The sequence below is a fragment of the Streptomyces sp. NPDC052042 genome (assembly GCF_044548345.1).
GTDB lineage: Bacteria > Actinomycetota > Actinomycetes > Streptomycetales > Streptomycetaceae > Streptomyces.
This window is the reverse complement of the sequence record NZ_JBIUBU010000011.1, coordinates 252587-266268: the sequence shown is the minus strand read 5'-3', so window position 1 is coordinate 266268 and position 13682 is coordinate 252587. Positions and strand designations below refer to the sequence as shown.

The following is a 13682-nucleotide window of genomic DNA, read 5'->3' as shown; positions in this document are numbered from 1 at the left end:
TCAGCCGTCCTTCAGCGGGCACTGCCCAACTCCCACTGGGAAGACCTGGGTCTGCGCATGCTCAAGCCGACCTGGCAGAGGTTGAGATCAGCTCGATGAACCGCCGGATGCGAGGCCCGCATGTCCGGTGGTGTGAGAGGAGGGCCGGGCGACCCGGCCCTCCTACTCGATTTCACGGGTGACGGATCCGCTCTCCCGCCCGGCGTCGTCTCACTGGTACCGGAGGTACTTCTTCCGGACGGCCCGGAACGCGGCGAGCTCCGCCGACCAGGCCCCCACCACCTCGTCCGTCCCGGCTCCGGCGTCGATCATCGTGCGGACCCGGGTGTTGCCGGTGAGCTTGTCGATCCAGTTGTCGGAGCGCCACGCGAACCCGCTCCAGGTCCGCTTCGCCGTCACCAGCAGCCCGATCCCCGTGCGCACCGGATCGAAGGCGGCGCGGTCGTGGACGTGCACCTGCACCCCGCCGACCGTCTTCCCCTCGAACTTGGAGAAGGTCGGCGCGAAGTACGCCTCGCGGAACGCGACCCCCGGCAGGTCCAGCGCGTTGGCCGCGGCCGCCCACCGGCGGTCGACGCCCTCCGCGCCGAGGAGTTCGAACGGCCGGGTGGTGCCCCGCCCCTCGGAGAGGTTCGTGCCCTCGAACAGGCAGGTGCCCGCGTAGACCAGCGCGGTGTCCGGCGTCGGCATGTTGGGGCTCGGCGGCACCCACGGGAGCCCGGTCGCGTCGAAGAAGTCCGAGCGCCGCCACCCCGACATCTTCACGATCCGCAGGTCCACCGGCCTCTCCAGGAACTCCCCGTTGAACAGCAGTGCCAGCTCGGCGACGGTCATGCCGTGCGCCTGCGGGATCTCCCTGCGGCCGACGAACGTGGCGAACGCCGGGTCGAGGACCGGCCCGAGCGCGGCCCGTCCGGTCATCGGGTTGGGCCGGTCCAGTACGACGAACCGCTTGCCCGCGAGGGCCGCCGCCTCCATGCAGTCGTACAGGGTCCAGATGTACGTGTAGAAGCGGGCGCCCACGTCCTGGATGTCGAAGACGACCGTGTCCACGCCGGATGCCGTGAAGACGTCCGCGAGCGGCTGCCCGCTCTTCAAGTACGTGTCGTAGACCGGGAGTCCGGTCGCCGGGTCGTCGTACCGCCCCTCCGAACCGCCCGCCTGCGCGGTGCCGCGGAAGCCGTGCTCGGGTCCGAAGACGGCGATCAGGTTCACCCGGTCGTCCGGATGCATCGCGTCGACGATGTGGCGCACATCGGAAGTGACCCCGGTCGGGTTGGTGACGACGCCGACCTTCTGGCCCTTCAGCGGCGCATAGCCGTCCGCCGCCAGCAGGTCGAAGCCGGTGCGGACCCGCCCGCGGCCGTTGCCGTGCCCCTTGCCGGGTGCGGGGGCAGCAGCCGCCGTTCCGGTGCCTCCCGCGGCCGTCGCCGCGAGGGCCCCCACCGCGCCGCCGGCGGCCAGCAAACCACGTCTGGACAGGCTCATTCGGCTACCTCCGTGATCACGACGTCTGTCATGACCATGCACGCTAGCGCGCGATCAGGCCGTACGGAACGAGCCGGACGCGACGGGTGTGAGGAAGGAGACGGGTGCGGTACGCGGTACACGGTGGGCGCGATGTCCGACGGGTCCGCCGGGGTGCGGTGTACGAGGGGCGTGACGGACGCACTGCCGGGGCGAGGCGCGCGCCCTGCTCGTGCCTTCGCCGCGGGGAGCGTCTGCCGGGCGTCTTGCCCCTCGGGTGGGCGTCCCCGCGGGCGTGGCCTCTTCCGCTCGGCATACCGACTGGTTAGTCTGCCGCGTGCGGTCGGCGAAGGGCCGTGCGCGGTCGGCGGAGAGGTGGGACGGATGGGTGACACGGTGCGGGGCGCGGGCGTGGTGGTCACGGGCGCCGGAGGCGGTATCGGAGCCGCGCTGGCCCGTCGGTTCGCGGCCCAGGGCGCGCGCGTCGTGGTGAACGACCTGGACGGGGCGCGGATCGAGAAGCTGGCCGAGGAGATCGGCGCCGTCGCGATCGCCGGTGACGCCTCGCGGACCCTGGACGCCGCCCGGGACGCGCTGGACGGCGCCGTCGACGTCTACTGCGCCAACGCGGGCCTCGCCTCACCCGGTGACGCCCTCGCCGAGGAGGAGGTGTGGGCCGCCGCCTGGGACGTCAACGTCATGGCCCATGTCCGTGCGGCCAGGGCGCTGCTGCCCGGCTGGCTGGAGCGCGGCGAGGGCCGGTTCGTCTCGACCGCCTCCGCCGCCGGGCTGCTGACGATGATCGGGGCAGCGCCGTACAGCGTGACCAAGCACGGTGCCGTCGCCTTCGCCGAATGGCTCTCGCTGACCTACCGCCATCGCGGCGTCAAGGTGCACGCCATCTGTCCGCAGGGCGTGCGCACCGACATGCTGACCTCCGCAGGAACGGCCGGCGAACTCGTCCTCGCGCCCACCGCCGTCGAACCGGAGGCGGTCGCCGAGGCGCTCTTCGACGCCATCGCCGAGGACCGCTTCCTCGTGCTGCCGCATCCCGAGGTCGCCGGGTTCTACCGGGCCCGTGCCGAGGACACCGACCGCTGGCTCGGCAACATGAACCGCCTCCAGCGGACGTGGGAGGAGGACGGCGGCGCCTGACCCGATCCGGCCGTACGGAGGGCACGGACCAGGGACCCGGACGCGCGGCCGGGGACCCCCGGGCGGGAGCGTGTCGGCGCGGAGGAGGGCGCCCGCGTGGGCGGGGCCGGGCAGGGGCCGCGACGAGTACCGCCGCGTACGCCGCGAGGAGCGTTTCCCGTATATCACGCGCCCGCGGGCCGGGACGCCGACCGGGTGCCCGTGCACCGCGAGTGGGAAGATCCTCGGGCGGGAACCGCGTTCCCACCGGTAGACCTCTGTACACAGGGTTCGCACGGCGCGGACCCGCGCACGGGACGGAAGAAAGGTGACGGCCATGGCCAAGGTGACGGACGGGGAATCGGAGGAATCGGCCCCGGTACCCCAGCGGCTGCTGGCCGTCGCCACCCGGCTCTTCGCCGAGCGCGGCTACGACCGCACGTCCGTCCAGGAGATCGTGGAGGCGGCGGGCGTCACCAAGGGCGCGCTCTACCACTACTTCGGCTCCAAGGAGGACCTCCTCCAGGAGGTGTACGCCCGGGTGCTGCGCCTCCAGCAGGAACGCCTCGACGCCTTCGCCGACGCCGACGCCCCGGTCGAGCAGCGTCTGCGCGACGCCGCGGCCGACGTGGTCGTCACCACCATCGAGAACCTCGACGACGCCGCGATCTTCTTCCGCTCCATGCACCATCTGAGCCCGGAGAAGAACATGCAGGTGCGGGCGGAGCGGCGCCGCTACCACGAGCGCTTCCGGGCCCTGATCGAAGAGGGCCAGCGCAGTGGCGTGTTCTCCACGGCCACCCCCGCGGACCTGGTCGTCGACTACCACTTCGGCTCGGTCCACCACCTTTCCACCTGGTACCGCCCCGACGGCCCGCTCAGCCAGCAGGAGGTCGCCGACCATCTGGCCGATCTGCTGCTGCGCGCCCTGCGCCCGTAGAGCCGGTCTTCGTAGGGTCCGTCTGCCGTCTGCCGTCTGCCGTCTGCCGTCTGCCGTCTGCCGTCGGGCTCAGGGCTCCGGCGGCCGGGAGCGCGCGCGGCGCAGGGGGACGGGACGGGGGCCGGGAGCCCGCAAACGTGTTGGCGGCCGTGCGGACGCCGTCGTTAGCATCGGGCGATGAGGACGCCGACCGACGAACAGATCCACGACGCCGTACGTCGGGCGGACGCCGACCGGTTGTCCGTGCTCCTCGACGCCCGGGACTGCCCACCCGCCCTGCTCGGCCGCCTGATCCGGCACGAGGACCCCGGTGTCCGCGAGGTCGGACTCGTCCTGCTCACCGAGCGCGTCACGCCCGACGGCCCGTCCGACGAGGCGGAGGGGGCCGAACTCGCCGGGCTGCTGCCCCGGACGCTGACGGGACGGCCGGAGGCAGACCTTCTCCTCGCCGGGCTCCACGAGCGCCTTGGCCGCCATCTGCGCGGTCGCCCCCGGCCGGACTGGCGTACGGCGCGGCTCCCGGCCCGGGTGGGCGTGGCGTGGTTGCGTGCCGAGATCTTCGACGACCCGGCGGTGGTCCGCGACGAGGAGCGCGGCGAACTCCTCTACCAGGCGGTACGGGCGATCGGCATCGCCCACGCGTCTCGGCCGGACCGGCTCGTGGCCGAACTCGCCGACAGCGGCGACCCGGTGCTCCGGGCCGAGGCACTGAGGCTCGCCCGACAGGGCCTGCGCGCCGGGCTGCTCGCACCCGCGCGGGTCCGGAACACCCTGATCGGCCTGATCAGTGCCGAGGGCACCCCGGCCGCCTCCGAGGGCACCCGGGACCCCGCTCACGGTGCCCCGGCCGCTTTCGGTGACGCCCCGGACATCGTCGACGGCGCCCCGTACCCCGCCGACGGTGCCCCTGGCCCTTCCGGCGACGCCCGGGGCGTCCCGGGCAGCCACTCGGTCGTCGCCGGGGCGCTGGGCGAACTGGGGGAGCCCTGGGCGGCGACGGAGCCGCTGCCGCCGGGTCTCCTGTCCCCGTTGCTCGCTGCCGGACCGGCGCGGAACCGGCCCGGTACGGCCGGCGCGGCGCTCATCGCCGCCGCCCGCCACGGCCACGAGGAACTGCTGCGGGGTGCCGTCGAGGACCCGGACCTTCCGCCCGCGAAGCGGCGAAGGGCGCTGGAACTCCTCGGCGAGTCGGCGGACCGCGACGACATCGGCGGACTCCTGGCGGTCGCCGCGGGCGACCCGCTGCTGTTCGGCCGGTCCGCCGTCACCTGCCTGCGGGGCCTCCACCGGCGCGGGCACTTCGTCGCCGGGCCGTATGCACGGGACGTCGTCGAGCTGGCCCTGGCCGACCACTCGATACCGCCCGACGAGGTCGCGACCGTGCTCTTCACCGTCCGGGCCGAGACGTTCCGGGCCCTGACCGACGCGGCTCCCGGCGATCCCGATTGGCCGCGACGGCTCGCCCTGCTCGTGGCTCTGGCCGGGCAGGGCGCGGACGAACTGCCGATCGGAGACGCGATCGCCCGAGCACTCCCGTCGGCTCCCGCGCCCGGCCCGTTCCTCCACGCGATCCGCGCACTGCGCCATGCCCCGGCCGAGGAGGCCGTGATCGCGCTGCTGCCCTCGGCACCCGCCGCGGCCCTCGACACGCTGGAGGCCATCGGCGGGCGGCGGACGGTGCGGGCGCTGCGCGAGGGCCTGGGCCTGGGCGGAACACCGCCCGCACCCCACCTGTACGCCGTGCGGCACCACGCCCTCGACCTGCTGTGGCAGCTCACCCGCGATCCGGAACAGCGTCGGGCCCTGTTGGAACGGCTCGACCCGCTCGACCTGCCGACCAGGGTGGCGGCCTCCCTCGGCGGACCGGACGAGCGGGAACTGACGCTGCTGCGCTCCCGACCGGACCCGGACGACCCCGTGGCGGCGCTGTGCCGGACGGCGGCCCACGGCGGTGCGGGCACCCTGCCGGCCATCGCCGACCTGCTGCTGCGCCTCGTGTCCGACCTGGCCGCCGGCCGGCAGACCGGCCCCGGCCCCGGCCCCGGCCCCGGCCCCGGAGCCGGGCCGGTGGAGGCCGGACGGCCCGACGCGGTCGCCGGACCCCGCGACCGCCCCCGGCCCGGAGCCGGGCCGGTGGTGCCCCAGGAGGTCCTGGATGCCGTGCACGGTCTGGGCCGCCGGTTGTACGACCGGGGCGCGATCCGGCCGGTCTGCCTGCTCGACGCGGTCGACGCGACGCAGGCCGGCCACGCGCTCGTCGCGACCACGGTCCTGGAGCTGCTGGAGCGCCCCGGACTCTCCGACCGGGAGCGCGCGATCCTTCTGGAAGCACTGCTCAGGGCCCCCTGGTCCGGCACCCGGGCCCGGGTCCACCGGCTGCTGCGCCACCGCGACCGGCACGTGCGCAAGCACGTCATCGCCCTGCTCGCCCGCGACGCCACCGGCGAGGACGCGCGGGCGCTATCGGCGACCCTGATCGCACTGACCCGGGCCCCCGACATCCAGACCGTCCAGCAGGCGCTGTACGCCCTGGGGCGGGCGCGGGCCCACTGGGCATCCGAGGCGATCGCCGCCGGTCTGGACCACCCGAACATGAACATCAGGAAGACCGCCGCCGAGGCACTGGCCCACGCGGGCGCCCCGGCGGCCGTGCCCGGGCTGCTCCGCGGGCTCGGACGCCACGACAACCCCGGGCTGCGCGCCTTGCTCGTCGCGGCCCTGCGCGCCGTCCTCGGCGACGCCTACGCGGCGACGGTCCTCGCCGCCGCCGAGCACAGCCGCGACGAGCGGACCCGGGACCGACTCCTCGAAGGGCTCCACGGCGCCCTCACCGCACATTCGGTCCTCGCCCTCGACGACCAGGGATCGCCGGTGGCGGCCCCTCTGCTCGCGCTGGTCGCGGCCGGGCGCACCGGCCTGGCCTCCGGGACGGTACGGGACCTCGCCGGACCCATGGCCAGGCACGGGAACGCCGTACCGGACGGGGCACGGAAGCCATCGGCGGACGACGAGGCCCACCGCGGCATCACGTCGCTGGTCGCCGGCGGCTGGGACGCCGCGACCGCGCTGCGCCTCGCCGGGCACGCCCACCGGCTGCGCCCCGAATGGGCGGTGGAGCTCCGGCCGATGCTCGGCGATCTGCTCCGGCTGGCCGCGGCCCGCCCCGCCGCCCGGAAGGACCTGGCCCGATTGGCGCTCCGCACCTGCCCCGGGCCCAGGACGGCCGAGGAGCTGACCGTCTGCGCCCGGTCCCTCCCGGTCCTGCTCGACGCGCTCAAGGGCGCCCGGGACGAGGACCGGCACGATCTGATCGTCCTGCTGGAGGAGGTGGCCCCGACGCTGCCGGCGGTCGGCGGACCGGCCGTCGTCGCGGCGGTACGGGCCCTGCCCCCCGCTCCCGCGACCCCGCACAGGTCCACGCTGACGCTGCTGCGCCGCCTGGGCGCGGTGCCGGTCCGGGCCGACCTCGACCGGGCGCTGGACGCGGCCCGGCTCGGGGCCGACCCCTGGACGGCCGAGGCCGCCGTGCTCCGGGAGGCGTTCGCGGCCCCGGCCCCCGGCCCGACCCCGCCGGACGGTCACCCCGGCGGCACGCCCGCGTCCGCCGGGGCCGTGCCGGGGGTATCCACGGTCGGCCCGCCGAGGGCCGATGCCACCGGAGCCGGACCGATCCGGACGGACGGGGCCCCCGCCGACGGAGGACGGGCCGACGCGATCCGGGCGTGGCGGGCGGCGCTGCGCGAAGCGACGCGCAACCCGGCCGCGCTGGAGGAGTTCCGTCGGCGGGACGACGGCACGATCGGTTCCCGGGACCGGCTGGCCGCACTGATCGAGGCCCACCCCGCGGCGGATCCCGGCGTCCGCGCCGCCCTGCTCGACTGGATGACGCGGCTCCAGCCCCTGGACGCACCGCTGTGGACCCTCACCGAGACCGCCCGTACACCGGCTCCACCGCCCCGGCGGGTCCGGGACGGTGACCCCGGCCGGTCCCGCTCGGCGCCGCAGCGCGCACGCCTGCTGGCCATGCTGGAGTCGACCGCCGCCGACCGCAGGGAGACCGCCGCCCGCGCCCTGGCGACGTGGCCCGAGCCCGACGCCCGGCGGTCCGCGCTGCTCGCGTTCCTCCGGGGGCACGTCGACCTGCCCGTCGACGCCGACCTCGCCCGTGCGCTGACCGGCGTCGACACGGCGGAGTTGCGCGGCGACGGCATCCTGCGCGAGCGCGTGGCCCTCCTGGCCTCGCGACTCGGCCCCTGGGAACGGGAACCGCTGGTGGCGGTGCTGCTGGAATGGTGGGAGCAGGCCCCGCCCGCCCTGAGCCCGGCGGTGGCCGACGCGCTGCGCGGCTACCCCGCCGACGCGCTCGCCCGCGTCCTCGAAGCCCGACTCGACGCCGGGGCCTGGGGCTTCCTCGACCTGCTCGCCGGCCGTCGGCTGCTGCGCACTCCCGCCCTGGAGCGCGTGCGCGAACGGCTGTGCGCCGCAGGGCACGACGCGCTCGCGGACCGGCTCGTCCTCGTGGAGGGACCCCTGCGCGGCCCGGACGCCGGATGTCGGGACGCGGCGGCGGCCGCGCTCCGCGCCCGCACACCGGCCGCGTCCGCGGCGGCCCCGGTCGCCCCTTCCCGGCAGGAACTGCTCGACCTGGCCCGCACCGGAAGCCCGGACCGGGCCTGCCGTGCGCTGACGGAACTCGCCGACGCGCACCCGGGGCCGGAGCCGGACCGGGATCCCGAACTGGCCGAGATCCTCGGGGAGCTGGTGCGGCACGCGCGGGGCAGGGTCCGGCTGCGGGCCCATCGCGCCTCGCGGAGGATGCTCGACCGCGACACCCATCTGCGTCACACCGCGCTACTGCTGGACGACCCCCGGCCCGAGGTGGTGCGCTCTGCGATCCGCACGCTCTGCCACGCCCGCCGGCTGCCCGCGATCCCCGCCGTGACGGCTCTGCTCGGGCATGCCCACCCCGTCGTGCGCGGGGCGGCGGCCGACGGTCTCGTGGAGATGAGTGAGGCGGCCGTCCCCGCGCTCCGTCATGCCGCCGACCACGCACGCCCCGACCGGCGGGTGCGTTACACGTCCGTGCTCGACCGGATCACGGCGGCCCCGGACCGGACGCCGCCGACCTGAAGACGCGGCCCGGCCCGTCGGGCGGGATGCGGGGCCGCCGGGCCGGGGCGTGCCCGGTCCCCGGCGACCGGGCCCCGGCAAGCACCGGGCGGGCGAACCCCGGTGGCTTCGGGCGCGACCGCGGCCGGAAGCGGTGCCCGGCGGCGGGCCCGTCGGGCACCGCCGCCGAACGCCTCGCTCAGCGGTACTTCTTGATCTCCCGCCGGGCCAGCGACCGCTGGTGCACCTCGTCCGGCCCGTCCGCCAGTTGCAGCGTCCGCGCCGCGGCCCACAGTTCGGCCAGCGGGAAGTCCTGGCCGACCCCGCCGGCGCCGTACAGCTGCACCGCCCGGTCGAGGATGCCGACCACCGCCCGCGGGGTGGCGATCTTGATGGCCTGGATCTCCGTGTGCGCGCCCCGGTTGCCCACCGTGTCCATCAGCCAGGCCGTCTTCAGCACCAGCAGCCGGAGCTGCTCCACCGTCACCCGCGCGTCCGCGATCCAGTTCTGCACCACGCCCTGCGCGGCGAGCGGCTTGCCGAAGGCCGTACGGGTCACCGCACGACGGCACATCAGCTCGATCGCCCGCTCGGCCATGCCGATCAGCCGCATGCAGTGATGGATGCGGCCCGGCCCCAGCCGCGCCTGGGCGATCGCGAAGCCGCCGCCCTCCTCCCCGATCAGGTTCGCCGCGGGCACCCGCACGTTCTCGAACACGACCTCGGCGTGCCCGCCGTGGTAGTGGTCCTCGTAGCCGTACACCCGCATGGCACGCCGTACGTCGAGGCCGGGGGTGTCGCGCGGGACCAGGATCATGGACTGCTGGCGGCGGATGTCGGCGCCCTCGGGATCGGTCTTGCCCATCACGATGAAGATCGCGCAGTCCGGGTTCATCGCCCCGGAGATGTACCACTTGCGGCCGTTGATGACGTAGTGGTCGCCGTCGCGCTCGATCCGGGTCTCGATGTTCGTCGCGTCCGACGAGGCGACCTCGGGCTCGGTCATCGCGAACGCCGAGCGGATCTCCCCGGCGAGCAGTGGTTCCAGCCACCGCTTCTTCTGCTCGTCGGTGCCGAACTGGTGGAGCACCTCCATGTTCCCGGTGTCGGGGGCCGCGCAGTTGAGCGCGGTCGGGGCCAGCTGCGGCGAGCGGCCAGTGATCTCGGCGAGCGGGGCGTACTGGAGATTGGTCAGCCCGGCCCCGTACTCGGCGTCGGGCAGGAAGAGGTTCCACAGCCCCCGCCTTCGTGCCTCGGCCTTCAGATCCTCGACGACCTGCGGCGTCTCCCACGGGGACGCCAGGAGCACGCGCTGTTCGTCGGCGGTCCGCTCGGCCGGGTACACGTGCTCGTCCATGAAGGCACTGAGCCTGTCGCGCAGTTCTTCGGTGCGCGCGTCGAATGCGAAGTCCATGAGCCGGTCAGCCTTCCTTGAGGGTGGTCAGGCCGTGTTCGATGAAGACGGGGACGAGATCGCCGATGCGGTCGAAGCCGGCACCGACCGTCTGCCCCAGGGTGTAGCGGTAGTGGATGCCCTCCAGGATCACGGCGAGCTTGAACCAGGCGAACGCGGTGTACCAGGAAAGGGCGGAGGTGTCCCGGCCGGAACGGGCGGCGTAGCGCGCGATCAGCTCGGCGGGGGAGGGGTGTCCGGGCGCGCCGCTGGTGGTGGAGACCGGGGAGTCCGCCAGACCGAGGTCGGAGCTGTACATCACCAGCAGACCGAGGTCCGTGAGCGGGTCGCCGAGCGTCGACATCTCCCAGTCGAGCACGGCCTTGATCCGGTCGTCGGTACCGATCAGCACGTTGTCCAGGCGGTAGTCGCCGTGCACGACGGTGGGGGTGGGAGAGGCGGGCAGCGCGCGGCCGAGCGCGGAATGCAGCGCGTCGACGCCGGGCAGCTCGCGGTTGCGGGAGGCGTCCAGCTGCTTGCCCCAGCGGCGCAGTTGGCGTTCGAGGAAGCCCTCGGGCCGTCCGAAGTCGCCGAGTCCGACGGACGCCGGGTCCACCGCGTGGAGCTCGACCAGAGTGTCCACGAGGCCGAGGACGGCCGTCCGGGTGCGCTCGGCCCCCAGCGGGGCCAGCTCCTCGGCGGTGCGGTACGGGGTGCCCTCGACGTACTCCATCACGTAGAAGGGGGCCCCGAGCACCGAGTCGTCCTCGCAGAGCAGGACCGGTTCCGGCACCGGGACGGCCGTCGGGTACAGGGCGCTGAGGACGCGGTGCTCGCGCTTCATGTCGTGCGCGGTCGCCAGCACGTGGCCCAGCGGCGGCCTGCGGACGACCCAGCGGCCGGTGCCGTCGGTCACGAGATAGGTCAGGTTCGACCGGCCGCCCTCGACCAGCCGGGCTTCGAGCGGTCCGCTCACCAGCCCCGGCAGCTCGTGGTCGAGATGCCCGCGCAGCCGGTCGAGGTCGAGACCTGGCGGGTGGACTGGGCTCATGGTGCGCACCTCCGGGATGAGAGACGGTTGGAGTTCATGATGCCGACCAGTCGGTATGTCGTCCAGCGGGCGCCGGGATCTCGATGTGCGGCGGCGATGGGGGAGGGCTGCGCGGCCTTGGGGCGAGCGGCGCGCGTTGCGGACGACGCATGGCGGCGGTGGCGGTGGCAGCGGCGGGAAGCGGCGCGCGGGAGGGGGCGGTACGGAGCGCCGCGGTGCACGGGGGCAGCGGTCGAGGCGGCCCGAAGCGCTGCACGGGGTGTGGCGGAGGACACGTCACGAAGCGGTGCGTGAAGGAGGCGCGGGGCGACGCGCGGCCGTTCGGCGGCCGGCCCCCGCGCCGATCACGTGGGCCGTACCGATCAGGTGGGCCGTACCGATCATGGATCCGTCCGCTCACGGCGCCGTGCCGATCACGTGCGCATACCGGCCACGTCCCCGGCGGGCGTCCGTACGCCGGCCCTCAGAACACCATGCCCGCGGCGAACACCGCCAGTGCGACCACGCACGCCGCGGCGGCCAGGGCGGCCGACGCCGGCAGCGGTCGCGGACGCCCGGCTCCCATCGCGAGCACCCGCCGGTGCGCCACCCCCAGGAAGACCAGCCAGGCGAGCGCGCTGAACGCCGCGGCGAGGATCGCCGCGGGGCCCGCCCCGGCGTGCAGTGCCTGCCGGACCGCCAGCAGCGCCACCACCGTGCAGGACAGTGTGGTGCGCCGCCACGCCAGCCTGGTCCGCTCGGGCTGCAGCCCGGGGTCGCGCGCGGAGGCCGTCACCGTTTCTCCCAGCCGAAGAGAACCACCAGCACCATCGCCACCGCGACCACGGTGACGGTGAGCCCCAGCAGGGTCGGAAACCTGGAGACCGGCAGGTCCTCGCCGCGCCGCATCGCCTGCTCGCACCGCACCCAGTGGTTGATCGCCCGCAGCGTGCACAGCACCCCCGACGCCAGCAGCGCCAGCGCCAGCCCGGCCCGGGCGCCCCACGCCAGCGAGGGAAGGAACTGGTCGACCGCGAAACCGCCGCCGATCAGCGCCAGGGCCGTCCGGAGCCAGGCCAGGAACGTGCGCTCGTTGGCGAGCGAGAAGCGGTAGTCGGGGGTCTCGCCCTCCTCGCGGACGTGCTGCGGCGCGAACCACAGCCTCAAGCCCCGTTTGAACGCGTTCACGTCTGAATCCCGTCCGTCGTTCCGCCGATGGTCGCCGACCGGGTCAGGACGCCGCTCCACCCGCCCGGAAGGCCCGCAGCCGGTGGTACGCCTCCAGGCCGTCCGGCACCCACTCCCAGTCGTCGAGCCAGCGCTCCAGTTCCGCGTCGGTGAGGAAGCCGTGCCAGGCGACCTCTTCCACCTGCGGGTTCACCGGTAGCTCGCACCGTACCCGGTACACCCGGCTCCACCAGGAATGCTCGGGGCTCGTGTAGAGGAACGTGAACAGCGGCTCGGGGCGGGGCAGCCCGCGGACCCCCAGCTCCTCCTCCGCCTCCCGCAACGCCGCCTCGTCGTACGACTCGCCCGCGCCGACGACCCCGCCGACGAACATGTCGTACCGGGACGGGAAGACCAGTTTGGTCGGCGTCCTGCGGTGCACGAAGAGCCGCCCCGCCGCATCCCTGGCCTCGATGAACACACAGCGGTGGCGCAGGCCCCGCGCGGTCGCCTCACCGCGCGGGGCCTGTCCCACGACCTCGTCGTTCTCGTCGACGATGTCCAGGATCTCGTCGGAGGGATTCTGGCCGGAAGGGGGCTTCTCGGAAGGTTCGGAAGGAGCCATGCCCCTCATCCAACAACAGAACGCCCCCGGTGATCACTGCCCCATGACGTACTTCACGGTCGGCCCCGTCGTCCAGCCGCCGTCCACGGCCAGTTCCGCGCCGGTGATGTACGAGGCGGCGTCCGAGAGCAGGAAGACGACCGCTTCCGCGATCTCCGAGGCCTCGCCGACCCGGCCCATCGGGGTGTTCGGGTAGTTGCCCGCGCCGGACCGGATGCCGGTGGACGCGGTCATCGGCGTGAAGGTCATGCCGGGGTGGACGGAGTTCACCCGGACCCCGGCCGTGCCCAGTTCCACCGCGCCGATCTTGGTCAGCCCGCGCACGCCCCACTTCGAGGCGCCGTAGCTGGACGTCAGGGCCAGGCCCATCAGCCCGGCGGCCGAGGAGATGTTGACGATCGAGCCGCCGCCGATCTCCTTCATCGCGGGGATCACGGTCCGCATGCCGATGAAGACACCGGTCAGGTTGATGTCGATCACCTTGCGGAAGTGTTCGACCGTCTCGGCCTCCAGGAGCTGGCCGGTCGAGATGCCCGCGTTGTTGACCAGGCCGTCGATGCGCCCGAATTCGGCGACGGCGAACTCCGCGACGCGCTGCCAGTCCTGCTCGGAGGTCACGTCGTGGCGCAGGAAGCGGGCGTTCTTCCCGAGTTCGGCGGCGGTGGCGGCGCCCTCGTCGTCCAGGACGTCGGTGATCACCACCCGGGCACCGCGGGCCACGGCGAGGCGGGCGGCCTCGGCGCCCAGGCCCCGGGCGCCGCCGGTGATGATCACGGTCTTTCCGTCGAGCTTGCTCTTCTCGGTCATGGTGCCGTCC

Annotated in this window: 10 protein-coding genes; 3 read left to right on the top strand and 7 right to left on the bottom strand. The window is 74.4% G+C overall.

Annotation, left to right across the window (positions count from 1 at the left end):
• Nucleotides 1-210 precede the first annotated feature (210 nt).
• Nucleotides 211-1488 carry an exo-beta-N-acetylmuramidase NamZ domain-containing protein gene (locus tag ACIHCL_RS20450; RefSeq protein ID WP_399863699.1) on the bottom strand — a complete coding sequence of 426 codons (1278 nt, stop codon included), beginning with the start codon at nt 1486-1488 and terminating at the stop codon, nt 211-213.
• Between the two features lie 363 nt (nt 1489-1851).
• On the opposite strand from ACIHCL_RS20450, the gene ACIHCL_RS20445 reads away from it, so the two are divergent.
• The 3 genes from ACIHCL_RS20445 to ACIHCL_RS20435 all read left to right on the top strand — a co-directional run bounded on the left by ACIHCL_RS20445 (nt 1852) and on the right by ACIHCL_RS20435 (nt 8671).
• On the top strand, nt 1852-2622 hold the full coding sequence (locus tag ACIHCL_RS20445) for an SDR family oxidoreductase (protein WP_399863696.1): 771 nt from the start codon (nt 1852-1854) through the stop codon (nt 2620-2622).
• Nucleotides 2623-2938: 316 nt separating this feature from the next.
• Nucleotides 2939-3541, top strand: coding sequence for a TetR/AcrR family transcriptional regulator (locus ACIHCL_RS20440; protein WP_399863694.1), 603 nt, complete (start codon nt 2939-2941; stop codon nt 3539-3541).
• A gap of 177 nt (nt 3542-3718) precedes the next feature.
• Nucleotides 3719-8671: a HEAT repeat domain-containing protein gene (locus tag ACIHCL_RS20435; RefSeq protein ID WP_399863692.1), complete on the top strand. Its 4953-nt coding sequence runs from the start codon at nt 3719-3721 to the stop codon at nt 8669-8671.
• Nucleotides 8672-8849: 178 nt separating this feature from the next.
• Here ACIHCL_RS20435 and ACIHCL_RS20430 read toward each other — a convergent pair whose 3' ends face one another.
• The 6 genes from ACIHCL_RS20430 to ACIHCL_RS20405 all read right to left on the bottom strand — a co-directional run bounded on the left by ACIHCL_RS20430 (nt 8850) and on the right by ACIHCL_RS20405 (nt 13672).
• The gene (locus ACIHCL_RS20430; protein ID WP_399863690.1) at nt 8850-10064 is read right to left on the bottom strand and encodes an acyl-CoA dehydrogenase family protein; all 1215 of its coding nucleotides are present in this window, start codon (nt 10062-10064) and stop codon (nt 8850-8852) included.
• A 7-nt stretch (nt 10065-10071) separates the two neighbouring features.
• Nucleotides 10072-11094 carry a phosphotransferase family protein gene (locus ACIHCL_RS20425; protein WP_399863688.1) on the bottom strand — a complete coding sequence of 341 codons (1023 nt, stop codon included), beginning with the start codon at nt 11092-11094 and terminating at the stop codon, nt 10072-10074.
• A gap of 463 nt (nt 11095-11557) precedes the next feature.
• On the bottom strand, nt 11558-11869 hold the full coding sequence (locus ACIHCL_RS20420) for a DUF202 domain-containing protein (RefSeq protein WP_399863686.1): 312 nt from the start codon (nt 11867-11869) through the stop codon (nt 11558-11560).
• On the bottom strand, nt 11866-12261 hold the full coding sequence (locus ACIHCL_RS20415; protein ID WP_399863680.1) for a YidH family protein: 396 nt from the start codon (nt 12259-12261) through the stop codon (nt 11866-11868). Before ACIHCL_RS20415 ends, ACIHCL_RS20420 begins: the two co-directional genes overlap by 4 nt.
• Before the next feature lie 43 nt (nt 12262-12304).
• Nucleotides 12305-12865 carry an NUDIX hydrolase gene (locus ACIHCL_RS20410; RefSeq protein WP_399863678.1) on the bottom strand — a complete coding sequence of 187 codons (561 nt, stop codon included), beginning with the start codon at nt 12863-12865 and terminating at the stop codon, nt 12305-12307.
• A 33-nt stretch (nt 12866-12898) separates the two neighbouring features.
• Nucleotides 12899-13672, bottom strand: a complete 774-nt coding sequence (locus ACIHCL_RS20405) for a glucose 1-dehydrogenase (protein ID WP_399863676.1) — start codon at nt 13670-13672, stop codon at nt 12899-12901.
• Between the last annotated feature and the right edge of the window lie 10 nt (nt 13673-13682).

Bases quoted from the DNA above. Each gene is read 5' to 3' on its own strand.
- ACIHCL_RS20450 (WP_399863699.1), bottom strand. From the start codon at position 1,488: ATGAGCCTGTCCAGACGTGGTTTGCTGGCCGCCGGCGGCGCGGTGGGG.
- ACIHCL_RS20445 (WP_399863696.1), top strand. From the start codon at position 1,852: ATGGGTGACACGGTGCGGGGCGCGGGCGTGGTGGTCACGGGCGCCGGA.
- ACIHCL_RS20440 (WP_399863694.1), top strand. From the start codon at position 2,939: ATGGCCAAGGTGACGGACGGGGAATCGGAGGAATCGGCCCCGGTACCC.
- ACIHCL_RS20435 (WP_399863692.1), top strand. From the start codon at position 3,719: ATGAGGACGCCGACCGACGAACAGATCCACGACGCCGTACGTCGGGCG.
- ACIHCL_RS20430 (WP_399863690.1), bottom strand. From the start codon at position 10,064: ATGGACTTCGCATTCGACGCGCGCACCGAAGAACTGCGCGACAGGCTC.
- ACIHCL_RS20425 (WP_399863688.1), bottom strand. From the start codon at position 11,094: ATGAGCCCAGTCCACCCGCCAGGTCTCGACCTCGACCGGCTGCGCGGG.
- ACIHCL_RS20410 (WP_399863678.1), bottom strand. From the start codon at position 12,865: ATGGCTCCTTCCGAACCTTCCGAGAAGCCCCCTTCCGGCCAGAATCCC.
- ACIHCL_RS20405 (WP_399863676.1), bottom strand. From the start codon at position 13,672: ATGACCGAGAAGAGCAAGCTCGACGGAAAGACCGTGATCATCACCGGC.